The organism is Tenacibaculum sp. A30, assembly GCF_051200845.1.
GTDB lineage: Bacteria > Bacteroidota > Bacteroidia > Flavobacteriales > Flavobacteriaceae > Polaribacter.
In genome coordinates, this window is sequence record NZ_CP195160.1 from 2,124,778 (window position 1) to 2,146,138 (window position 21,361).

Here is a 21,361-nt window from a genome sequence, read left to right on the forward strand (position 1 = left end):
TTGAATAATTAAAATTTGTCATTACGAGGAGTTTACGACGAAGTAATCTTTTCTTCAATAAACAAGTTTCTCGTAATAATTGGTTTCCAAATGGCGATTATCGCCTCCCTAAACAGCATTACCTGTTCCAGGTTCGTTGGGTATGATCTCAGCCTATTTTTAACTATGAGTTGTAAATGTTGAATTTTAAGTTAACTAACAACTATTCATTAAACACTAATAACTCAAAAAAGCACCCCTTTATGAGAACGGTGCAAAGGTAAATACGAAATATGAATTAAGAGCGATAAATAGCGGGTTTTTCTAGGGTTATTCATAAATGAATAGGATGAAATCAAGGAAGTAAAAAAACATTCTAATCAATTTATAGATTTAACACATGCATTCCGTTGTAATTTTAATATTTTAGTGGTGAAAATATCAGACATTTATGAGTAAATCTTTTAAAACGAGCGTTAATAAAACGCATGATTTTGACTTTACTGAAGCGCAAATAGAGGCGTTAGACATAGTAGAAAAATCACAAAATAACTACCACGTACTTGGTGGTAACCAATCGTATCAAGCTACCATACTCCAAACAAACTTCAACAAAAAAACATACACCATTCAAATCAACGGAAACACCTATGAGGTGAATATTTCTAACGAATTAGATATGTTGATTGATGAATTAGGTTTAGAAGTAGCTGCAGAGAAAAAAGAAAACGATATCAAGGCACCAATGCCTGGGTTAATTGTTTCTGTTGATGTTGAAATTGGTCAAGAAGTAAAAGAAGGTGATGGAATTTTGGTGTTAGAAGCCATGAAAATGGAGAATACCTTACAAGCACCAAGAGACGGAGTCGTAAAATCGGTAGCTATTCAGGCAGGTGATAAAGTAGAAAAGAATACGGTTTTAATAGAAATGGAATAATATGAAAAAGATATTAGTAGCAAATAGAGGAGAAATTGCCTTGCGTGTAATGCGTACAGCAAAAAAGATGGGAATTAAAACGGTAGCAGTTTTTTCTGAAGCAGACAGAAATTCACCACACGTAACTTTTGCAGACGAAGCAGTATGTATTGGTCCTGCACCTTCTAACCAATCGTATTTATTAGGCGATAAAATTATTGAAGTAGCGAAAGAGTTAGATGTAGATGGAATTCACCCAGGATACGGATTTTTAAGTGAAAACGCAGCCTTTGGAGAAGCCGTAGCAAAATCAGGAATTGTATTTATAGGTCCAAAAACTCATGCTATTGAAGTTATGGGAAGTAAATTGGCTGCAAAAGATGCAGTAAAAGCCTATGATATTCCGATGGTTCCAGGTATTGACGAAGCGGTAACCGATGTAGAATATGCTTCGAAAGTAGCGAATGAAATAGGATATCCGATTTTAATCAAAGCTTCAGCAGGAGGTGGAGGAAAAGGAATGCGTGTTGTTGAAAAAGAAGCCGATATTAAAGAACAAATGCAGCGTGCAATTTCAGAGGCAGAATCAGCTTTTGGAGATGGTTCTGTATTTATAGAAAAATATGTAGGGTCACCACGTCATATCGAAATCCAAGTATTGGCAGATGCTCATGGAAACGTAGTACACTTATTTGAACGCGAATGTTCGGTACAACGTCGCCACCAAAAAGTAGTAGAAGAAGCACCATCGAGTGTGTTGACTCCAGAAATTAGAGAAGCCATGGGGGCTGCAGCTGTAAGAGTTGCGAAAGCTTGTGATTATTTAGGAGCTGGAACAGTGGAGTTCTTACTAGACGAAAACAAAAACTTCTACTTCCTAGAAATGAATACACGTTTACAAGTAGAGCATCCAGTTACTGAACTCATTACGGGAGTAGACTTAGTAGAGCAACAAATAAAAATAGCAAGAGGAGAGGAGCTATCATTCACCCAAGACGATTTACAAATTAACGGACATGCACTAGAGTTACGTGTATATGCAGAAGATCCGTTAGACAATTTTGCACCGAGTATTGGAGTGTTGGAAACCTACCGACATCCGAAAGGAGAAAATATTCGTGTAGATGATGGTTTTGAAGAAGGAATGGAAATTCCTATTTATTACGACCCGATGATTTCTAAATTGATTACCTACGGAAATACACGCGAAGAAGCTATTGAGTTAATGAAACAAGCGATTAGTAATTATAAGGTAAAAGGAATAGAAACTACGTTGCCGTTCGGAAAGTTCGTATGCGAACACGAAGCTTTCACCTCAGGGAATTTCGATACTCATTTTGTAAAGAAATATTATACGCCTGAGTTGTTAAAAGCAGGATACGAAAAAGAAGCAAAGATTGCTGCACAAGTAGCCTTACAGCAGTATTTAAAAGAGCAACGTATTTTAAAAACTTGTTAATACATCATGTGCGTTAGGGATTGCAGCGGCATCCTTTTGTTGTCAGTTCGAGTTTGCGAAGCAAGTATCGAGAACCAACAAAAGATATAGCGGAAAGCCCGACCCTTGGGGAACGCCCAAAAAAAGAATATAGATGAAATCTAAAATAGAAGAATTACAACATAAACTTACCGAAGCAAAGTTAGGAGGCGGACAACAACGTACCGACCGTCATCATCAAAAAGGAAAATTAACCGCTCGTGAGCGAATCGATTATTTCTTAGATGAAGGTTCTTTTGAAGAAGTCGGCATTTTAGTAACCCATAGAACGACCGATTTTGGAATGGAAAATCAGAAGTTTTATGGTGACGGAGTGGTAACAGGATACGGAACTGTAAACGGACGTTTAGTATATGTGTTTGCACAAGACTTTACGGTGTTTGGAGGTTCGTTATCGGAAACACACGCCGAAAAAATCTGTAAGATTATGGATTTAGCGGTAAAAGTAGGAGCGCCATTAATCGGATTGAACGATTCTGGTGGAGCGCGTATTCAAGAAGGAGTACGTTCGTTAGGTGGTTATGCCGATATTTTTTACAGAAATGTACAAGCATCAGGAGTAATTCCACAAATCTCAGCAATTATGGGACCTTGTGCAGGTGGAGCAGTATATTCACCAGCGATGACCGATTTTACCGTTATGGTAGAAAATTCAAGTTATATGTTTGTTACGGGACCTAACGTAGTAAAAACAGTAACCAATGAAGAAGTAACTTCAGAAGAATTAGGAGGAGCGAGTACGCATGCAACCAAATCGGGAGTTACGCATTTAACGGCAGCGAACGATGTACAATGTTTGGAAGATATTAAAACATTGTTGAGCTATATGCCACAGAACAATCAAGAAACTACAGCAAAGTTACCATTTGAATTAGGCGATGAAATTAGAGAAGAATTAGCCAATATAGTTCCAGATAATGCCAACAAGCCGTACGATATGCGTGCAGTAATTGATGGTATTGCTGATGCTGATTCGTTTTTTGAAATCCATAAAGATTATGCTGATAATATCGTGGTTGGGTTTGCGCGTTTAGGAGGAAGAAGTGTTGGGATTGTTGCCAACCAACCGATGAGTTTAGCCGGATGTTTGGATGTAAACAGTTCTAAAAAAGCAGCACGATTCACTCGTTTTTGTGATTGCTTTAATATTCCGTTATTAGTGTTGGTAGATGTACCAGGATTTTTACCAGGAACTGACCAAGAATGGAACGCTATTATTACCAATGGAGCAAAACTATTATATGCGTTGAGTGAAGCTACCGTGCCAAGAGTAAGTGTAATTACCCGTAAAGCTTATGGTGGAGCCTATGACGTAATGAATTCAAAACACATTGGAGCCGATATGAATTTTGCATGGCCTAGTGCAGAAATTGCGGTAATGGGAGCAAAAGGAGCGAGTGAAATTATCTTTAAAAAGGAAATTGCCGAAGCAGACGATCACGAAGCGAAACTAGCGGAGAAAGAAGCGGAGTATGCTGATAAATTTGCGAATCCGTACCGAGCAGCAGAACGCGGATTTGTAGATGAGGTTATTTTGCCACAAAACACCCGTAGAAAACTGATTAAAGCCTTTGCTATGTTAGAAGGTAAAAAGGTAGAACGACCTAATAGAAAACATGGGAATATTCCGTTGTAAGAAAAGATTTAAGTAAAAAAGTTAAAGGTAATAGTGTTTTTAACTTTTTATATTCTAAAACCGAAACTTTTTTCGGTTTTCTTTTTTTTCTGAGTGTTGTTTTTTTTCGTCTAAACGTTTGGTGATCGCTGCTTTTTTAGGTTTAGTAGCTTTACGTACTTTAGGTACTACTAAAGCTTGTTCTAAGAGGTTAAAAAAGCGTTCAGTTACCAATTCTTTATTGCGGTGTTGTGAGCGGCTTTCTTGAGAGCTTAGGGTTAAAACATTGTCTTTAGACAATCTGTTGTCTAGGTTTTTAAGCAACAATTCTTTTTCCTCTTCGGTGAGTCCTTCAGAACTTTCGATAGTAAACGTCAATTCTACTTTTGAGGAAACCTTGTTTACATGCTGTCCGCCCGCACCAGAGCTTCGTACGGCTTTAAAATTGAGTTCTTTTAGTAGTTGTTCTTTGTTCATGGTGTTTGTGAATGCATTAATTTCTAATGTCAGTTCGAGTGGTTTTTATCAAGTGATAACGAGATGAAAATTTTACTTCGGCTACGCTCAGCAGAGCTATCGAGAACTATTCCAGCGTCTAAGTCCTAAATTCTCGATACAAATTATGCTCTTTTCAATCGCAAAATTCACTCGAATTGACAGTTTTCTTTAATGTATTTATTCATTAGTCAATTGGGTAATCGGGTGTTCCTAAATCTTGATGCATAAAATGCATGTCTACATCGGTAAGGGTATCCGAAAAAGAATACAAGTTTTCTTTTTCAGCGAGTAACGCATCAATAATTGCTACTGCTTTTTTTAAGCGGGTTTCTTTATCACCTTTTAATAACAAATAAGGGCGATTGTATTTTTTTAACGCATTTTCAAAGGCTTTAAACATTTCCAAACGTTGCTCGGGTCTGTCGCGTAAATCATCGGCCTCCCAAGGAGTATCGATATAGGTTAAAAAATAAATATCGTAAGTGTTTGCAATGGCAGCCTCATCTAATTTCGGATCTACGAATCCGCCATAATACTCTTCAGAATATACTTTAGTTTCTAGCAAATCGGTGTCACAAACCAAGACTTTATCTGCTTTTCTAGCCAATTCGTTTTCCAAACCCATTTGTCCTTCAGCAATCGGAATTAAATCGCTTTGTTCACAGGTTTTACGTTCGTTATTCCATTTGTCTTGTAAATATTCCCGAGCAAATTCGGGAGCCCAAACCGTATTGTAATGGCGTGCTAACTGACTAGAAAGGGTAGTTTTTCCCGTACTTTCAGGTCCAAATAAAACTACCTTTACAAGGTTGATAGGTTGTTGTTTAAGTGCTTTTTCCATGCTAAATATCCTGCAATTGCTATAAAAGTAAAAATTAAATATTGAAAACTGGTAAAGGTAAATCCTTTATAAAAGTACAAAGGAACGGAAATGATATCTCCGATAATCCAATAAATCCAGTTCTCTATTTTTCGTTTTGCCATGAGCCACATTCCCACAAAGAAAATAGCTGTGGTAACGGTATCAACATAGGCAGTCCAGTTAGTCCATTTGTCGAAACTTGTGTACACAACATACACAAAAATTAGGGTTGCTAAAAAAATAGCGATGCTTATTTTTTTCTCTTTTGGTGTGGTTCTAGAAATTGGTGTAACGTGAGAGGCATCTACTTTACGCGTCCAGATATACCAACCGTATACACTCATGCTAAAATAGTAGCCGTTAATCATCATATCGCCTAATAGTTCCCATTTTAACAAGAGGTACACAAAAATAGCAGTGCTTATCATCCCCGTAGGGAACACCCAAATTTTATTCTGCTTAGAATACCAAACCGATAAAAAACCAAAAATTACGGCAATAATTTCTAGCCAAACATCTATGGGATTATAGTTGGCATATTGACCGAAAAGGAAATCAAAAAGTTGGTTCATAATCGCTACGATCCGTTTTTACAATTTTCATAAATAACAATCCATTATCTATTAATTCAAACGTGTTTTTTAACTCAGAAGTAATCAAATTCATTACGGTGTCATAGTCACCATATACTTGGGTGCTTAATGGATTTTCCAATATAGTTAAACCAGAAGCACGTAACTTTTTAATGAAGTTGATAATAGGTTCTTCAAATTCGTTTTGAAGTGGACTTAGGGTAAGTTCTACAGAGATTTTCATTGTTCTTTTTTTTTGAAAAGAAACAAAGTTACAAAGTTTCAAAATTGTTTAAGGTGTTTTAATAGAATAGTTCCTTAGTATGCATATACACAAGTAAACCCTTCCATTTCTAAGAAGCGAATATCGTAGTCAGAAGTTTCACCTTCGCACAAAATTTTACCTGTAGTTTCATTGGTGTCAAAAGAGAAATCTTCAATATAAATGTTTTCTAAGAAGCGGAGTTTTTTCTTTCCGTAGATTTTATACAAACTTTCTTTGGCGCCCCAAACAATGGTGAGTTTACTTACCAAAGCATCGTGGTTGGCAATCGATTTGTATTCTTCAATAGGAGTAAATTTGTGTGCGATTTTCACAATCTTGTCTCGCTGCATTTCAATATCAATACCAACAGGTTGTTCTGTAGAAATAATGATAGCCGAAAAGATGAATGAATGCGTTATCGAAATAAAATTTCCATCTTTTAAATGTGGTTTTCCATACTCATCGTACACTAAATCATTATCAGTATAACCAATTTCTTTTAGTAAATGGCGCACACTTAAAAAACCTCTTTGATGCAAATCGGATTTCATACCATTTACTCGCTGCTGATTTTCATCTGTAAGAAATACCCCTTTTGAAAGTTCTTCAAAAGGTTCATCTATCTTCCAAATCAACGCTTTAGCGTGGTTGTTTACCGTTAATGTTTTGTAAAGAGGCATATTTTAGAAAGTTATTTCGTAATTTTGCGACTCAAATTTAAGATATATAAATATACAAAAATATGAGCACAAAAACCGTTACATATGTTCCTTACAAAGTTAAAGATATTTCTTTAGCCGATTGGGGAAGAAAAGAGATTGAATTGGCAGAGGCAGAAATGCCTGGGTTAATGAGTTTACGTGAAGAATACAAAGAGGAGCAACCTTTAAAAGGTGCAAGAATTGCAGGATGTTTACACATGACGATTCAAACTGCGGTTTTAATTGAAACATTACAAGCTTTAGGTGCTGAGGTTACTTGGAGTTCTTGTAATATTTTCTCTACGCAAGATCAAGCTGCTGCGGCAATTGCAGCTGCAGGAACTCCTGTATATGCTTGGAAAGGTATGAACGAAGAAGAGTTTGATTGGTGTATTGAGCAAACGTTATTCTTTGGTGAAGACCGTAAGCCATTAAACATGATTTTAGATGATGGTGGAGATTTAACGAATATGGTTTTAGATAAATATCCTGAGTTAGCTCCTGGAATTAAAGGTTTATCTGAAGAAACTACTACAGGGGTACACCGTTTATACGAGCGTATGAAAAACGGAACGTTACCAATGCCTGCTATTAACGTAAATGACTCGGTTACTAAATCGAAGTTTGACAATAAGTACGGATGTAAAGAATCTGCTGTAGATGCAATTCGTCGTGCTACTGATGTAATGTTAGCTGGTAAAAGAGTAGTGGTTTGTGGTTATGGTGATGTAGGTAAAGGTACTGCGGCTTCTTTCCGTGGAGCTGGTTCTATCGTTACTGTTACTGAAATTGATCCTATTTGTGCGTTACAAGCTGCTATGGATGGTTTTGAAGTAAAGAAATTAGAAACTGTTGTAGGTAAGGCTGATATCGTAATTACTACTACTGGTAACAAAGATATCGTACGTTCTGAGCACTTCGAAGCAATGAAAGATAAGACTATCGTTTGTAACATCGGTCACTTTGATAACGAAATCCAAATGGCTTGGTTAAACGATACTTACGGAGATACTAAGGTTGAAATTAAGCCTCAGGTTGATAAGTATACAGTTAAAGGAAACGATATTATCGTATTAGCTGAAGGACGTTTAGTAAACTTAGGTTGTGCTACAGGTCACCCAAGTTTTGTAATGTCTAACTCATTTACAAATCAAACTTTAGCGCAAATCGAGTTATGGAATAATTCTGATGCGTATAAAAATGAGGTGTACATGTTACCAAAACATTTAGATGAAAAAGTAGCAAAATTGCACTTAGCTAAGATTGGTGTAGAGTTAACTGAGTTACGTGAAGACCAAGCGAAATATATTGGTGTAACTGTTGAAGGTCCATACAAGCCAGAACACTATAGATACTAGATTATAGATTTGAGATTTGAGATTTGAGATTTTAGAATCAAGAGTCAAGACACAAAAAATCCCGCAACATTGTTGCGGGATTTTTTTATGCTTTTTATAAACGTTTTGTTTTATTCAGTAGGAATACGCTCATCAATCATTTTTAAAGGCATACCTTCCATTAAATCGATTAAGTCTAAAATGTCTCTTACTTTTTCTTCTTCCTCAGCTTGTTCTGTAACAAACCATTGTAAAAAGATTTCAGAAGTAAAATCACCTACTTTTCTTGCGGTTTTAAATACGTTATGAATAGCTTTAGTTACTTCTATTTCTGCATCTAAAGAAGCTTCAAAAATAGCTCGTAAGCTTTCAAATTCATGCGCTACTTCTGTTACAGTAGGAGAGATGGCACTACCACCATTATCGTTTACAAATTTAAAAATCTTTATCATATGAGCTCTTTCTTCTTCAGCTTGCTTATAAAAATAAGTAGCACTATTTCTAAGCTCTCTTTGGTCGCACCAAGATGCCATAGCTAAGTACTTAGAAGAAGCATATTGCTCCATCATGATTTGGTGGTTTAGCAAATCAACTACTTCCACATCTAAAATCATGTCTCTTCTTATTGCTGTTTCCATAATATTTTGTTTAGTTTTAATACTATAAAGATACAGATTATAAGGCTTTAAAAAGAATGGAGTATCTAATTTAAAGCTAGTCTTAGTAAAGGGTTTTCTGCTTAAAAATAGCTAAAAGAAGTTCTCGTAATTCTATAAGTTGAGGTACATCTAAGAATAATAAGTGCTTGTTGTCTGCTGCAAAAAGGAGTACGAAGTTATCACCGTCGATAATCGTTTCTAATGATTCGTAAGAAGCGTATTCTAGTACTTTTTTTCTGAAAGCCAATAGCTGACAAAAAGTAAAGTCTATTACTTTGTAACCTAAATCTAGTTGGTAACAATTTCTGCCACCACAAGATATTTTAAAAGATACGTCTTCTGTTAAAAAATTCATTCGGCAAATATATTATTTTTAATGAATCTAAACAAGGATAAAGGAGTTAAAAAAATCCCGCAACATTAACGTTGCGGGATTTTTTTATATCTAAACTTCTAATGATTTTCTAATTAGATGTTTAATGATTCGAATAACTCAACTAATTTAGGATTAGAAGGTCTTGGAGCGTTAGAATCTACAATGTTTCCTTGAGGATCTAATAAGATAAATCTTGGAATTCCAGAAACTCTATAAGCATCCATGAAAGACTTATCTTCTTTAGCGTATAATTGAACACCTGTTAATTCTTTGTCAACAATCATTTGTTTCCAAGTTTCATAATCTTTTTGTCTGTCAACAGAAATACTTACAAATGCGATATTTTTATTGTGATATTTTGCTTCAACTTGCTTTAAGAAAGGAATTTCGTTTTTACAAGGCTGACACCAAGTAGCCCATAAATCGATATAAACGTATTTTCCTTTTAAATCATCTAAAGAAGTAGTACCTCCAGCATTGTTTTCGTAATCTACAAATTTAGGAGATGCCATACCTTTTGCTAAGTTTTTAGCTAAGTATTGTTTATCGTTATATACTTTTGTTAAGTATTTTTCTAAACCAGTAATACTTTGTTTTTGGTTTGCAACAAATGTAGAATCTAAAGCAGCTTCATCAACTCTTTTGTTAAATCCATCAACAAATTCAGAAACTTTAGCTCTAAAGTCTAATTCTGGTAAATCCATTAACTCTTTATCTCCAAATAATTTTTCTTGCTCCATAGAAGATTTAGCGATGAAAGCACTTTCTTTAGAGCCTTCTCCTGTAAAAGTGATAGTTTCATCAAACTCATTCGTATCAAGAGTCATGTTAATATCAGCTCCGTTTTTTAAGTATAAAGTAGCGTATTCTTTCCCATCAAAAAGTCTGTAAAAGCCATCTTTTACATTCATAGTATCTTTAAACATACCATTTTCATCAACTTTTATTACTCTGTTGAATTTAAATTGAGGGTTAGATATTACAACAGAATCTGAATTTTTATTTGTTATTTTTCCAGAAAAAGTAACATAATCTTTTGATTCTTTGCTACATGCAACGATAGATAGCGCTAAAAGCGATGAATAGATAAATTTTTTCATTTATAAAAATTTTTTATAGTAGTCTGTAAATTTATAAATATTATTCAAAGAACAAGTGTTAAAAAACTATTAATCGTTTACACAATGTTCTTTTTTACCAGTATTAACGAGGTTTTTTTGAGCAAAGCATTGCTAATTGCCTGTTGCCTTACAATGTATTTCTTTTTTCTTAGGTTAGCTTAACCAACCTTCTCTGTCTAAACTACGATACTGAATAGCTTCTGTAATATGTTCTGATTGAATATCTTCTGAATTTGCTAAATCGGCAATGGTACGAGATACTTTTAAAATTCTGTCATAAGCTCTAGCCGATAGGTTTAACTTTTCCATGGCTATTTTCAATAAGCTTTTACTTTCTTCTGATAATTTACAAAATTCACGAATTTGTTTTACATTCATTTGTGCATTGTAATGAATATTTTCAAAATCTTTAAATCGTTCTGTTTGTATCTCTCTAGCTTTAGTGACACGCTTCCTAATATCCATACTACTTTCTCCTTTGCGTTCTTCTGAGAGCTTTTCAAAAGGAACAGGGGTTACTTCAATATGGATATCGATTCTGTCTAATAGCGGACCCGATATTTTGCTTAAATAACGTTGCATTTCAGCAGGTGAGGAGGTAATAGGCGAATCTGAATTGTTGAAATATCCTGAAGGACTAGGATTCATACTTGCGACTAACATAAAACTACTAGGATAATTCACAGTAAAACGAGCACGAGAAATCGTAACTTCTCTATCTTCTAAAGGTTGGCGCATGACTTCTAATACTGTTCGTTTAAACTCAGGAAGCTCATCTAAAAATAATACTCCGTTGTGGGCTAATGAAATTTCACCCGGTTGCGGATATTGTCCGCCTCCTACGAGTGCAACGTCCGAAATTGTATGATGAGGGCTACGAAAGGGGCGTTGATACATTAAGCCAGTATTCTTTACTTTTCCAACAACGGAATGTATTTTAGTGGTTTCTAAGGCTTCATGTAAGGTCATTGGAGGTAAAATTGATGGAAGTCGTTTGGCTAACATTGTTTTTCCTGCACCTGGAGGGCCAATTAATATAATGTTATGTCCGCCAGCAGCAGCAATTTCCATACAGCGTTTAATAGATTCTTGACCTTTAACATCTGAAAAATCAAATTCAGGAAAATCCATGTGTTTATAAAACTCAGCGCGGGTGTCAACGGTTGTAGGTTCAATTAGTTTATTACCATCAAAATGATTGATAACTTCCATAATATTATCAGCTCCCAAAACATTTAAGTCATTAACAATGGCTGCTTCTTTTGCATTTTCTTTAGGAAGGATTAAGTGTTTAAATCCTTCTTCACGGGCTTTAATAGCAATGGGCAATGCACCCTTTATGGGGTGTAAACTTCCATCTAAAGAAAGTTCTCCCATAATTATATAATCTTCTATGTTTTCAGATTGTATTTGGTTAGAAGCTGCTAAAATTCCAACAGCTAAGGTTAAATCATAAGCAGCACCTTCTTTTCGAATATCGGCAGGAGCCATATTTATTATGATTTTCTTACCAGGAAGTTTATAGTTGTTATTGGCTAAAGCAGCTGAAATTCTGTACGAACTTTCACTTACGGCTTTATCGGGTAATCCTACCAAATGATAACCTATTCCTTTATCAATATTTACTTCAACAGTAATTGTAGTAGCTTCTATACCAAAAACAGCGCTTCCATAAACTTTTACTAGCATATTTTTCCTCTTTCTGTTAAAGATATAAAAAATATGTTAAGCTATTACGTTTGATTTAGTTATGCTTGTTCTTCGTCTTTTTTTAGCGAAGGAAAAACAAACCTGTATAACTTTCGCATGCTTAAGAATATAAAAACAACAAAAACGATAGCGAGTATAGGCAAGAAGATAGAAAAAGCAGACATTACCACCGAGGTGCCTGTTTCTACTGTTGAAATTATAGGGTTTGCAACGCCAGCTGTTGTAGCTGTTGAAGTTAAACGAGCAGAAGCTGTAGTTCCTTTTATTGCCGTTGCTGTTCCTCCACCAGCAATAATTGCCAGTGCCCAAGTAATTACGGGAGATAAATCGGCAACAGTTGAAACCATTACAGCTGTACCCGCAATGGCAGCTAACGGAATGGCTATAGTATCGAGTACGTTGTCAAACCAAGGAATGTAATAGGCAAATATTTCCAATAGAGTAGCAACGCCCAATGTGATAATAGCAGGAGAACTTGCAACCCACATCCAGTTCTCGTTTAAAGGGATAGCTTGGTAATAACCAGCTAAACTTAAAGCAAACAAAGGCAGGAAAACTCGAAATCCGACCGAAGCGGCAAGCCCGATCCCTAAAAAGATACTGATGATTGTTTCTGGACTCATCTTTTTTTTAATGTAAGATATAAAAAAAGCCCCTTTTAAAAAAGAGGCTTTGTAAAGATTATAAAACAATACTATTAATTGTTGTTGAAACGGTCTAAACCAGTTTTTAACCAATTGTAATATGTTGTGTGGTCTGTATACTGTTGAGGTGAGTTTAATACTTCTAACTCAGGACTCATTAATACATAGAATGGTTGAGAAGCAGTTTTAAAGTTAGCTGCTTGTAAGGTAGCCCACTTATCACCATAGGTTCTAATTCTTTTTACTTTACCGTTAGATTTGATAAAATCAAATTGTTCTTCTTCTGGTAACATTCTTTGGTGATCATCTACGTATAAAGAAATTAATACATAGTCATCATTGATTAAAGAATAGATGTTTGGTTGACTCCAAATATTCTCTTCCATTTTACGACAGTTAACACATGCCCACCCTGTAAAATCTAATAATACTGGTTTATTTACAGATTTAGCGTAAGCAATACCTTCGTCAAAATCTTTAAAACAGTTTAAGTTAAGAGGACAGTGGTTGTCTTTTTCATATATACTATGGAATTTAGGCGGAGCAAAGCCACTTAATAATTCATTTTGATTCCAAGCTGGTTTTTCCATTACTCCAGGAGCTAAGTAGACAGATAAAGCTAATGCACCTATACCTACTAAGACTCTGAAAAGCGTCATTTTTCCATACTTTTTCCCAATAAATCCGAATAAGTAAAGAGCTAATAAGAATGCAATTAAAGCCCAAATACCAATAAAGATTTCTCTCTTTAATAATCCCCAGTGACCAACTAAGTCTGCATTTGATAAGAATTTGAAAGCGAAAGCTAATTCAATAAATCCTAAAACAACTTTAACTGTATTTAACCATCCACCAGATTTTGGTAAAGTATTTAACCAGTTAGGGAACATTGCAAATAAAGCAAAAGGTAACGCTAAAGCTAAACCAAATCCTACCATACCTACAGATAATTGCATAGCACCACCACTTAACGATCCTGCTAATAAAGAACCTAAAATCGGTCCAGTACAAGAGAACGATACAATTGCTAATGTTAACGCCATGAAGAATATTCCAATAAATCCTCCAACGTTAGAAGCACTGTCTGCTTTATTACTCCAAGAGCTAGGTAACGTTAATTCGTAGAATCCGAAGAAAGAACCCGCAAAGAATATTAGAACAACAAAGAAGAATAAGTTTAACCAAATATTGGTAGAGATGTTATTTAAAATCTCTGGATCTAAAGAGTCTAAGAAATGGAAAGGAAGACTTATTAATCCGTAAATTAATACGATAAAGAATCCGTATAAAATTGCACTACCAATACCTTTACCTTTTTTCTCTGTACGTTTTGTAAAGAAAGATACCGTTAAAGGAACCATTGGGAATACACATGGAGTTAAAAACGCCAATAATCCACCAACAAAACCTAATAAGAAAATATTTAATAAACTGTTATCTTTTTCTTCTCCATCAACACTAGTGTCTGTAGAGCTTTTTAATAAAACAGTGTTTTTTAAATCTAAATTTAAAGATTGAGATAATTCTTTACTTTTCTCATCTACTTCAGCAACGGTTTGTTCTACCACTTCTCCTGTTAAAGAGAATGTAAAGTCTTCATCAAAAGGTAAACAATATTCTTTACAAACTTGAGCATCAAGATTTAAAGTTACCTTTGTTAATGTAGAGTCAGAAACAGTAATTCGTTGTACTAATTTACCTTCTTCAACGAAAAAGATCTCGTCTTTTCCCCAGATTTCACTAAACTGTGTTTCAGTTTCACTTTCTTTAGCTTTACCGTTTAGGGTGTATCCAGTTTGTCCTTCTGCAGGAGAAATTGTCATAGGTAAAGAAGCATCTTCTGGGTTATACTGAGAGTATAAGTGCCAGTCTTCAGCTATTAATACGTCAAAAATAAGGTCGTACTCGGTGTCAGAGATTTTCTCTACCTTAGGAGTAACAACTACGGGGTTATCATCAGATTGAGAATAGACCGCTAAACCTATGAATAATAAAAATAGAGTAAAGAATTTTTTCATTCTATGTAGTTTGATGGGGTTAATTAAATACTAATTTGTAATAGTTTGGTCGTTTTGTCTGTTGGTAAAAAGCGTCTGTCTTGTCGTTTTCCTATAATCCAAATAATCTCATTTTTACTAGAACAGAGGAGCCAAATTTTATTTTTATTTATAATTGATATTTTTTCGTCTTTAAAATACTTACTTATTTTTTTCTTTCCTAGCATTCCTGTAGGATAAAAAAAATCGCCGGAATTCCACCGTCTAAGCTTTAGGGGATAACTAAGAAGTTCATTATCAACATAAATACTTTTTTGATTAGTATCTGTTTTTTCTTGAACCCTTTTCAGTAGCAGCTTAATTGGAGCTGTAATTTCTTTGTTTTCCTCCCTAATAGTGTAAACCTCCTCTTTAATAGAGGATTTTTCACTAGTGCGTAAAAGTAATAAAAAATCTCTGTCTTTCAACAAAGTATAATTTTTTGTTAAAATCTGCTTTCCAGATTGCGCATAAATAAGGTTCTGAACATCGTTCCATTCCCTGAATTCATAAGGCTTTAGTAGCTGATAGAGGTAAGCTTTAGGGTTGGATAACTTTAACAGTTTTTCAATGTTGATTTTTAACAAATCACCCTCTTTTGAAATGATTTCGTAGGTAATGTCCTCTATTTTATCATCAATAATTTGTTGAGATTCTTTTAAATGATCAATTGTTTTATTGAAGTTTTTTAAAACACTAGCATTCAGTTCTTTTAATATAGGTGTAACTTGATGCCGTATTTTATTTCGAAGATATTTGGTTTCCGAATTACTTTCATCTTCACGCCATTCAATATTATTTTGTTTAGCGTAGTTTAAAATTTCCTCGCGAGAAAAAACAAGCAACGGACGAACAATGTTTCCATTAATAGGAGGGATGCCTGTTAGTCCTTCTAACCCTGTGCCTCTAGTAAGGTTGATTAAAAAAGTTTCTAAATTATCATCAGCATGATGAGCTGTAAGTAAGTGTTCGAAAGAATATTCTTTACTTAATTTATCAAACCAATTGTAGCGGAGTTCTCTCGCAGCTAATTGTGTTGATAGTTTATTACTGTCAGCATATTCATTCGTGTCAAAACGGGTTACATAGGTGTTAATCCCTAGTTTTTTTCCTAAGTTTTTAACAAATTCTTCATCTTTATCACTTTCTTTTCCTCTTAGTTGAAAGTTACAATGTGCTAAGGAAATGTCAAAGTTAAGTTGATGTAATAAATGTGTTAGTACTACGCTGTCAACTCCACCAGAAATAGCGATGAGCAGTTTTTTACTTTTAAAAAAAGGAAAATGTTCGTCAATATGTTTAGCTAATTCTTGGAGCATAAAAACTGTAGGTAACTATTGTAATTGAGTGTTTAACCAGTTTACTACGTCTTGTAGCATTTCTTCTTTACATAAGTCATTTTGTAACTCATGATATCCACCTTCGTATAATTTTAAGCTAGCTTTCGAGCTATTGTTGGCAAAAGCTTCTGTTCCTTTATAATCAATAATTTTATCACCTGTACCGTGTAGCAATAACATAGGTATTTTTAAGGAACTAGCATTTTCAATAGCCCATTCACCAGCATCAATAAAAGATAACGAGAAATTAGGGCTCACTTTATCATGCACCAATGGATCATCAACATATTTTTGAATTTCAACAGGATCTCGAGATACATCATTAACATCTAACTCATTGCCTAAAGTTATTGAAGGAGCAATTTTTTGCATAATTTTTCCTAGTGATAGTTTCCAAGCGGACGGCTCAAAAGCTAATCGTAAAAACGGACTTGTAGCTATAGTTCCTTGTAGATTATGTTCTTTTCTTAGGGTGTAATTAATTACAGTATTTCCCCCCATAGAATGTCCATATAAAAAGATAGGTTTGTCACCAAAAACCTCTTTAGCTTTTTCAATAAGTTTGGTTACACTTTCTAAGACATACTCAAATCCTGGATTGTGACCTCTTTTTCCAGTTGTTTTTCCATGTCCGAAGTGATCAAAAGCAATTACACCAAAATTGTTATCGGTTAATTTTTGCGCTACATGCTCGTATCTACCAGAATGTTCTCCCATTCCGTGAACAATAACAACTACAGCTTTAACGGTTTCAGGTTGCCAATATTGACCAAAAAACGTAGCCTTTTGAAAATCGAATGTAAACGTATGATGTGTCATTAGTCTCTGGTAATGTTTCCGTCTTCTAAAATATTAAAAATAATAGTAGAAGGAGAATCAGAAATATATTCTACTAATTCAATGCTATTTTTATTAAGAGTAGAGGTGGTTTTTAACATTCCTTCCGCAATTTCATCATAAGCCAATACTTGACTATTAATTATATTAAATTGTTTATCGTAAGTTACTAGCATTGAAATAAGCTCGTTGTTGTTTGGATAAAAATAATAAACAACCGATTGAAAATTTTCTGATAATTCTGGAAGGTACGAAACACCTATTTTACTTTCTTCAGTTAATTGATCATCAAAAATTGAAGGTAATTTTAAAAGCTCTTGTTGTGATTTGGTTAATAGTTTTCCTTCTGCATGATTGCTAAAGTTTGTACTGTCAACTAAAGGCACTGTTTTAGTAGGATACTCATTTAAAAATGAATATTTGTTTGATTTACAAGAAGCAGCTGTAGCAATAACAGCGATAAAAAGTAAAATTTTAAAGGTGTTTTTCATCTCTTTATTTTTTTAATAGATTTTTGATTGTAAAGTACAAGTTACTAGTATTTGCTATAAATATAGTTAACTTTTGTTAGTATGTGTTAAAACATACTTCATAGCCTTTGCTTTTAGTAAACATTCTTCGTATTCTTTTTCTGGAGTAGACTTAGCAGTAATAGCACCACCTACTGAATAGGAAACGTATTTGTTTTCTGAATTGTACAAAATACTTCGGATAACTACATTAAAATCGAAATCACCATCAGGAGTGAAATAACCTACAGTACCAGAATACAATCCGCGTTTTGTTTCTTCTAGTTTTTCGATAATTTCCATAGCCGATATTTTTGGAGCTCCTGTCATACTTCCCATAGGAAAAGTTTCTTTAATTACATCAACAGGGTGAGTATTATTGTCAATTTCAGAAGTTATCGTAGAAATCATTTGATGTACTTGTTTAAATGAATACACTTTGCATAATTCTTCTACTTGAACACTTCCCTTTTTTGCGGTTCTAGATAAGTCGTTGCGAACTAAATCTACAATCATAATATTTTCAGAGCGCTCTTTCTCGTCTCGTGCTAAATCAAATGCAATTTTTTCATCTTCAATCGGATCAATTAATCGTTTAGCTGTTCCTTTTATAGGTTGAGAAATAATTTTAGTTCCTTCTTTTCTTATATACCTTTCAGGAGTGGCTGATAGCAAATAATGATTGTCATTTCTGAAAAAAGTAGCAAAAGGTGGTTCTGATATAGCATTTAAATGGGTGTATACCTCATACGGATTAATTTCTGCGTTTTCAGCATAAAATTCCTGACAAAAATTAGCTTCGTAAATATCGCCTCGGTGAATATGTTCTAATACTTTTTCTACTTTTTGATGATACTCATCTTTATGGATACGAAGCTTAATTTTAAGTTCGTTTTCATCAGAATCATTATCAACTTCTTTCGAAATAAAGTTTGGATTAGTTTCAATAATGTCTTCAAAATCTTCCTCTAATTCATCATCAATCATTTGTAAATAATGAAATTCGACAGTGTCGTTTTTAATGAATATTAATTTTTGAGGTTGAAAAAAATAGACATCAGGAAAATGAAGTCCGTCAAAGTTATTAGAAGTCAGTTTTTCTACATCGTTTTTTACGTCGTAGGAAATATATCCGAAGATATAATCTTTAGTATACGATTGATATTCTTTTAGTTGTTCAAAAGCTCCGTGATAATCGGTTTTAATTGAAGTGAATTCTTCTACAGCTAACACGCAATCAAAAGAACTGTAATGCTGTTCGTAATTGTTAGAATCTAGCCAAATAGCAGTTTCAAATTGTTTAGCCCAAACAAACAGCTTTTGTTTGAATTTATTTGGCTCATCTATAGAAAAAATACGGACGGTTCTTGACATCGCCACAAAAATAAGAAACCCGATAGAAATACTACTATCGGGTTTGAGTTTTATATAATTTTGAGGGTTATTCTTTTTTTGAGTTTTCGTACTCTTTAATTTTCTGTTCAACTTCTTCTAAAGTACCTTCAAAAGTTTTTTCTTCAGTTGTTTCTTCACCGTTTTTAATAATGGTTGTGGTGATGATGGCTTTTGTTGTGACATCTTCATGTTTTTCACCATGGTTGTCAATCGTAACTTGAATGAATTCAGAGTGTTTTTGTGTTTCAGAAGAAGTGTGTCCGCCTAATATTGGAGCAATAACTAAACCAACTAAACACGTAAGTTTAATTAAAATATTCATCGATGGACCAGAAGTATCTTTGAAAGGATCTCCAACCGTATCTCCTGTAACAGCAGCTTTATGTGCGTCTGAACCTTTGTAGGTCATCTCTCCGTTAATTTCAACCCCTGCTTCAAATGATTTTTTAGCATTGTCCCAAGCACCACCTGCGTTGTTTTGGAAAATAGCCCACATAACACCCGATACACAAACACCGGCCATATAACCACCTAGAGGTTCAGGGCCAAAAACCAACCCTATAATTACTGGTGTAATAATGGTAATTAACCCTGGTAAAATCATTTCTTTTAAGGCAGCTTTGGTTGAAATATCTACACATTTTGCATATTCAGGAGTGCCAGTTCCTTCCATAATCCCTGGAATTTCTCTAAACTGACGACGAACTTCGTGTACCATTTCCATCGCTGCTTTTCCAACAGATTGCATTGCTAAGGCAGAAAATATTACAGGAATCATTCCTCCAACAAATAGCATAGCTAATACATCTGCTTTAAAAATGTTAATACCGTCAATTCCTGTAAAAGTAACATAAGCGGCAAATAGCGCTAAAGCAGTTAAAGCAGCGGAAGCGATGGCAAATCCTTTACCAACCGCAGCAGTAGTATTTCCAACAGAATCTAATATATCAGTACGTTCACGAACGTGATCTTCTAACTCACTCATTTCAGCAACTCCACCAGCATTGTCAGCAATAGGCCCGAAAGCATCAATAGCTAATTGCATTGCGGTAGTAGCCATCATTGCAGAAGCTGCTAAGGCTACACCATAAAACCCAGCGAAATAATATGAACCATAAATTGCAGCTGCAAATAATAAAACTGATAGAAAAGTAGATTTCATTCCTACTGCTAAACCAGCAATGATGTTGGTTCCTGCGCCAGTAGCACTGTTTTGAACGATGTCCAGTACAGGTTTTTTACCTAAGCTAGTGTAGTAAGAAGTTACCATAGAAATTAAGGCTCCAACCGCTAAACCGATACAAGCAGCCCAGAATACATTTATAGAAGAAACTTCTTGAATGCCTTTACCAAAGAAATTCATGCGCATGGTTTCAGGTAACATCCATTTAATTAAAAAGAAACTTGCTGCTAAGGTTAATATAATAGCTGTCCAGTTACCAGTATCTAATGCTTTTTGAACTTGAGCTTCTTTTGCAGAGTTATCTTTAATCCCCACTAAAAAAGTTCCAATAATAGAAGCTACTATACCAACTCCAGCAATAACTAAAGGAAGTAAAATAGGTCCCATTCCGTTAAAGTCATCAGTGAACTGTGAGGTTATTGACATGTCTCTAATTACATAGTTTCCTAAAACCATGGCAGCTAAAACGGTTGCTACATATGAACCGAATAAATCGGCTCCCATACCTGCAACGTCACCTACATTATCACCTACATTGTCGGCAATAGTAGCAGGGTTACGTGGATCGTCTTCAGGAATTCCTGCTTCTACTTTTCCAACCAAATCAGCTCCTACGTCTGCAGCCTTGGTGTAAATACCACCACCTACACGAGCAAACAAAGCAATTGATTCGGCTCCTAGAGAAAATCCTGCTAAGGCTTCTAAAACAATGGTCATTTCATTGTAAAAATTTCCTCCTTCAGTAATAAATTGACCAATAAAAATAAGGAAGAATAAACTTAATCCTAGTACAGCTAAACCAGCAACTCCAAGACCCATTACGGTTCCTCCTCCAAAAGACACTTTTAAAGCTTGTGGTAAACTAGTTTTGGCAGCTTCTGCTGTTCTTGCATTTGCATCAGTTGCAATTCGCATTCCTATGTTACCAGCTAAGGCTGAGAAAATTGCTCCTATGATAAAGGCAGGAACAATCATTATACTTGTGGTTTCTACTAATTGTGAAATACCGAATAGCGCTAGTGAAGCTATAATTACGAAGATTAATAACAATCGATATTCAGCAGTTAAAAAAGCAAGGGCTCCTTCTTTAATACTTTTAGAAATAGCTTTCATTTTATCATTCCCTGCGTCTTGCTTTCTAACCCAGACCATTTTTGTATACATAAAAATGAGTCCTAAAAGTGCCAAAATAATAGGCACGTACATCATGTTTTGTTTCATGTTATTGTTATTTGATTAGTCATAAGTGTTCGTAAATATAACAAAATCAATAACTAAACAAAAAACCTCTCAGTTGTAACTGAGAGG

20 protein-coding genes are annotated in these 21,361 nt (G+C 34.7%); 4 read left to right on the forward strand and 16 right to left on the reverse strand.

The window, feature by feature from the left end; genetic code table 11:
* The first annotated feature begins 430 nt into the window (after nt 1–430).
* From ACR9ES_RS10190 to ACR9ES_RS10200, 3 genes are all read left to right on the forward strand, one after another.
* Complete coding sequence (locus ACR9ES_RS10190; RefSeq protein WP_435254138.1) at nt 431–916, forward strand: acetyl-CoA carboxylase biotin carboxyl carrier protein subunit; 486 nt, start codon at nt 431–433, stop codon at nt 914–916.
* A gap of 1 nt (nt 917) precedes the next feature.
* Nucleotides 918–2,354 carry an acetyl-CoA carboxylase biotin carboxylase subunit gene (gene accC, locus ACR9ES_RS10195; protein WP_435254139.1) on the forward strand — a complete coding sequence of 479 codons (1,437 nt, stop codon included), beginning with the start codon at nt 918–920 and terminating at the stop codon, nt 2,352–2,354.
* A gap of 133 nt (nt 2,355–2,487) precedes the next feature.
* Nucleotides 2,488–4,029 carry an acyl-CoA carboxylase subunit beta gene (locus ACR9ES_RS10200; RefSeq protein ID WP_274633434.1) on the forward strand — a complete coding sequence of 514 codons (1,542 nt, stop codon included), beginning with the start codon at nt 2,488–2,490 and terminating at the stop codon, nt 4,027–4,029.
* Nucleotides 4,030–4,083: 54 nt separating this feature from the next.
* Here ACR9ES_RS10200 and arfB read toward each other — a convergent pair whose 3' ends face one another.
* The 5 genes from arfB to ACR9ES_RS10225 form a co-directional block, all read right to left on the reverse strand.
* On the reverse strand, nt 4,084–4,485 hold the full coding sequence (gene arfB, locus ACR9ES_RS10205; protein ID WP_274633433.1) for an alternative ribosome rescue aminoacyl-tRNA hydrolase ArfB: 402 nt from the start codon (nt 4,483–4,485) through the stop codon (nt 4,084–4,086).
* A 205-nt stretch (nt 4,486–4,690) separates the two neighbouring features.
* A complete protein-coding gene (locus ACR9ES_RS10210) occupies nt 4,691–5,347 on the reverse strand; it encodes an ATP-binding protein (protein WP_274633432.1) in 657 nt (218 codons plus the stop codon).
* Nucleotides 5,308–5,940, reverse strand: coding sequence for a nicotinamide riboside transporter PnuC (gene pnuC / locus ACR9ES_RS10215; protein ID WP_274633431.1), 633 nt, complete (start codon nt 5,938–5,940; stop codon nt 5,308–5,310). The genes ACR9ES_RS10210 and pnuC overlap by 40 nt, the downstream gene beginning before the upstream one ends.
* Nucleotides 5,924–6,184 (reverse strand): hypothetical protein, encoded by a 261-nt coding sequence (locus ACR9ES_RS10220; protein WP_274633430.1) that lies wholly within the window; start codon nt 6,182–6,184, stop codon nt 5,924–5,926. Before ACR9ES_RS10220 ends, pnuC begins: the two co-directional genes overlap by 17 nt.
* Nucleotides 6,185–6,258: 74 nt before the next feature.
* Nucleotides 6,259–6,885: a 4'-phosphopantetheinyl transferase family protein gene (locus tag ACR9ES_RS10225; protein ID WP_435254140.1), complete on the reverse strand. Its 627-nt coding sequence runs from the start codon at nt 6,883–6,885 to the stop codon at nt 6,259–6,261.
* Nucleotides 6,886–6,947: 62 nt separating this feature from the next.
* On the opposite strand from ACR9ES_RS10225, the gene ahcY reads away from it, so the two are divergent.
* Entirely contained in the window at nt 6,948–8,264 is a 1,317-nt protein-coding gene (ahcY, locus tag ACR9ES_RS10230; RefSeq protein ID WP_274633428.1) for an adenosylhomocysteinase, read from the forward strand.
* Nucleotides 8,265–8,374: 110 nt separating this feature from the next.
* Here ahcY and ACR9ES_RS10235 read toward each other — a convergent pair whose 3' ends face one another.
* The 11 genes from ACR9ES_RS10235 to ACR9ES_RS10285 form a co-directional block, all read right to left on the reverse strand.
* Nucleotides 8,375–8,881, reverse strand: a complete 507-nt coding sequence (locus tag ACR9ES_RS10235; RefSeq protein WP_435254141.1) for a ferritin — start codon at nt 8,879–8,881, stop codon at nt 8,375–8,377.
* 82 nt (nt 8,882–8,963) lie between these two features.
* Nucleotides 8,964–9,257, reverse strand: a complete 294-nt coding sequence (locus ACR9ES_RS10240) for a hypothetical protein (RefSeq protein ID WP_435254142.1) — start codon at nt 9,255–9,257, stop codon at nt 8,964–8,966.
* A gap of 113 nt (nt 9,258–9,370) precedes the next feature.
* Nucleotides 9,371–10,378 (reverse strand): TlpA family protein disulfide reductase, encoded by a 1,008-nt coding sequence (locus ACR9ES_RS10245; protein WP_435254143.1) that lies wholly within the window; start codon nt 10,376–10,378, stop codon nt 9,371–9,373.
* 174 nt (nt 10,379–10,552) lie between these two features.
* Nucleotides 10,553–12,088, reverse strand: a complete 1,536-nt coding sequence (locus tag ACR9ES_RS10250) for a YifB family Mg chelatase-like AAA ATPase (RefSeq protein WP_435254144.1) — start codon at nt 12,086–12,088, stop codon at nt 10,553–10,555.
* 59 nt (nt 12,089–12,147) lie between these two features.
* Complete coding sequence (locus ACR9ES_RS10255; protein WP_274633423.1) at nt 12,148–12,732, reverse strand: DUF4126 domain-containing protein; 585 nt, start codon at nt 12,730–12,732, stop codon at nt 12,148–12,150.
* A gap of 74 nt (nt 12,733–12,806) precedes the next feature.
* A complete protein-coding gene (locus tag ACR9ES_RS10260; protein WP_435254145.1) occupies nt 12,807–14,771 on the reverse strand; it encodes a cytochrome c biogenesis protein CcdA in 1,965 nt (654 codons plus the stop codon).
* Between the two features lie 23 nt (nt 14,772–14,794).
* On the reverse strand, nt 14,795–16,108 hold the full coding sequence (gene tilS, locus ACR9ES_RS10265) for a tRNA lysidine(34) synthetase TilS (RefSeq protein WP_435254146.1): 1,314 nt from the start codon (nt 16,106–16,108) through the stop codon (nt 14,795–14,797).
* Nucleotides 16,109–16,123: 15 nt separating this feature from the next.
* Nucleotides 16,124–16,948 carry an alpha/beta hydrolase gene (locus ACR9ES_RS10270; RefSeq protein ID WP_435254147.1) on the reverse strand — a complete coding sequence of 275 codons (825 nt, stop codon included), beginning with the start codon at nt 16,946–16,948 and terminating at the stop codon, nt 16,124–16,126.
* Complete coding sequence (locus ACR9ES_RS10275; protein ID WP_435254148.1) at nt 16,948–17,457, reverse strand: hypothetical protein; 510 nt, start codon at nt 17,455–17,457, stop codon at nt 16,948–16,950. Before ACR9ES_RS10275 ends, ACR9ES_RS10270 begins: the two co-directional genes overlap by 1 nt.
* A 66-nt stretch (nt 17,458–17,523) precedes the next feature.
* Nucleotides 17,524–18,849, reverse strand: a complete 1,326-nt coding sequence (gene pabB / locus ACR9ES_RS10280; RefSeq protein WP_435254149.1) for an aminodeoxychorismate synthase component I — start codon at nt 18,847–18,849, stop codon at nt 17,524–17,526.
* A 67-nt stretch (nt 18,850–18,916) separates the two neighbouring features.
* A complete protein-coding gene (locus tag ACR9ES_RS10285) occupies nt 18,917–21,274 on the reverse strand; it encodes a sodium-translocating pyrophosphatase (RefSeq protein WP_435254150.1) in 2,358 nt (785 codons plus the stop codon).
* Between the last annotated feature and the right edge of the window lie 87 nt (nt 21,275–21,361).

Excerpts from the sequence above, each read along its gene's own strand:
- ACR9ES_RS10200 (WP_274633434.1), top strand. The coding sequence starts at position 2,488 with ATGAAATCTAAAATAGAAGAATTACAACATAAACTTACCGAAGCAAAG.
- ACR9ES_RS10245 (WP_435254143.1), bottom strand. The coding sequence starts at position 10,378 with ATGAAAAAATTTATCTATTCATCGCTTTTAGCGCTATCTATCGTTGCA.
- arfB (WP_274633433.1), bottom strand. The coding sequence starts at position 4,485 with ATGAACAAAGAACAACTACTAAAAGAACTCAATTTTAAAGCCGTACGA.
- pabB (WP_435254149.1), bottom strand. The coding sequence starts at position 18,849 with ATGTCAAGAACCGTCCGTATTTTTTCTATAGATGAGCCAAATAAATTC.
- ACR9ES_RS10270 (WP_435254147.1), bottom strand. The coding sequence starts at position 16,948 with ATGACACATCATACGTTTACATTCGATTTTCAAAAGGCTACGTTTTTT.
- tilS (WP_435254146.1), bottom strand. The coding sequence starts at position 16,108 with ATGCTCCAAGAATTAGCTAAACATATTGACGAACATTTTCCTTTTTTT.
- accC (WP_435254139.1), top strand. The coding sequence starts at position 918 with ATGAAAAAGATATTAGTAGCAAATAGAGGAGAAATTGCCTTGCGTGTA.
- pnuC (WP_274633431.1), bottom strand. The coding sequence starts at position 5,940 with ATGAACCAACTTTTTGATTTCCTTTTCGGTCAATATGCCAACTATAAT.
- ACR9ES_RS10235 (WP_435254141.1), bottom strand. The coding sequence starts at position 8,881 with ATGGAAACAGCAATAAGAAGAGACATGATTTTAGATGTGGAAGTAGTT.
- ACR9ES_RS10220 (WP_274633430.1), bottom strand. The coding sequence starts at position 6,184 with ATGAAAATCTCTGTAGAACTTACCCTAAGTCCACTTCAAAACGAATTT.
- ACR9ES_RS10190 (WP_435254138.1), top strand. The coding sequence starts at position 431 with ATGAGTAAATCTTTTAAAACGAGCGTTAATAAAACGCATGATTTTGAC.
- ACR9ES_RS10260 (WP_435254145.1), bottom strand. The coding sequence starts at position 14,771 with ATGAAAAAATTCTTTACTCTATTTTTATTATTCATAGGTTTAGCGGTC.
- ACR9ES_RS10225 (WP_435254140.1), bottom strand. The coding sequence starts at position 6,885 with ATGCCTCTTTACAAAACATTAACGGTAAACAACCACGCTAAAGCGTTG.
- ahcY (WP_274633428.1), top strand. The coding sequence starts at position 6,948 with ATGAGCACAAAAACCGTTACATATGTTCCTTACAAAGTTAAAGATATT.
- ACR9ES_RS10285 (WP_435254150.1), bottom strand. The coding sequence starts at position 21,274 with ATGAAACAAAACATGATGTACGTGCCTATTATTTTGGCACTTTTAGGA.
- ACR9ES_RS10255 (WP_274633423.1), bottom strand. The coding sequence starts at position 12,732 with ATGAGTCCAGAAACAATCATCAGTATCTTTTTAGGGATCGGGCTTGCC.
- ACR9ES_RS10250 (WP_435254144.1), bottom strand. The coding sequence starts at position 12,088 with ATGCTAGTAAAAGTTTATGGAAGCGCTGTTTTTGGTATAGAAGCTACT.
- ACR9ES_RS10240 (WP_435254142.1), bottom strand. The coding sequence starts at position 9,257 with ATGAATTTTTTAACAGAAGACGTATCTTTTAAAATATCTTGTGGTGGC.
- ACR9ES_RS10210 (WP_274633432.1), bottom strand. The coding sequence starts at position 5,347 with ATGGAAAAAGCACTTAAACAACAACCTATCAACCTTGTAAAGGTAGTT.
- ACR9ES_RS10275 (WP_435254148.1), bottom strand. The coding sequence starts at position 17,457 with ATGAAAAACACCTTTAAAATTTTACTTTTTATCGCTGTTATTGCTACA.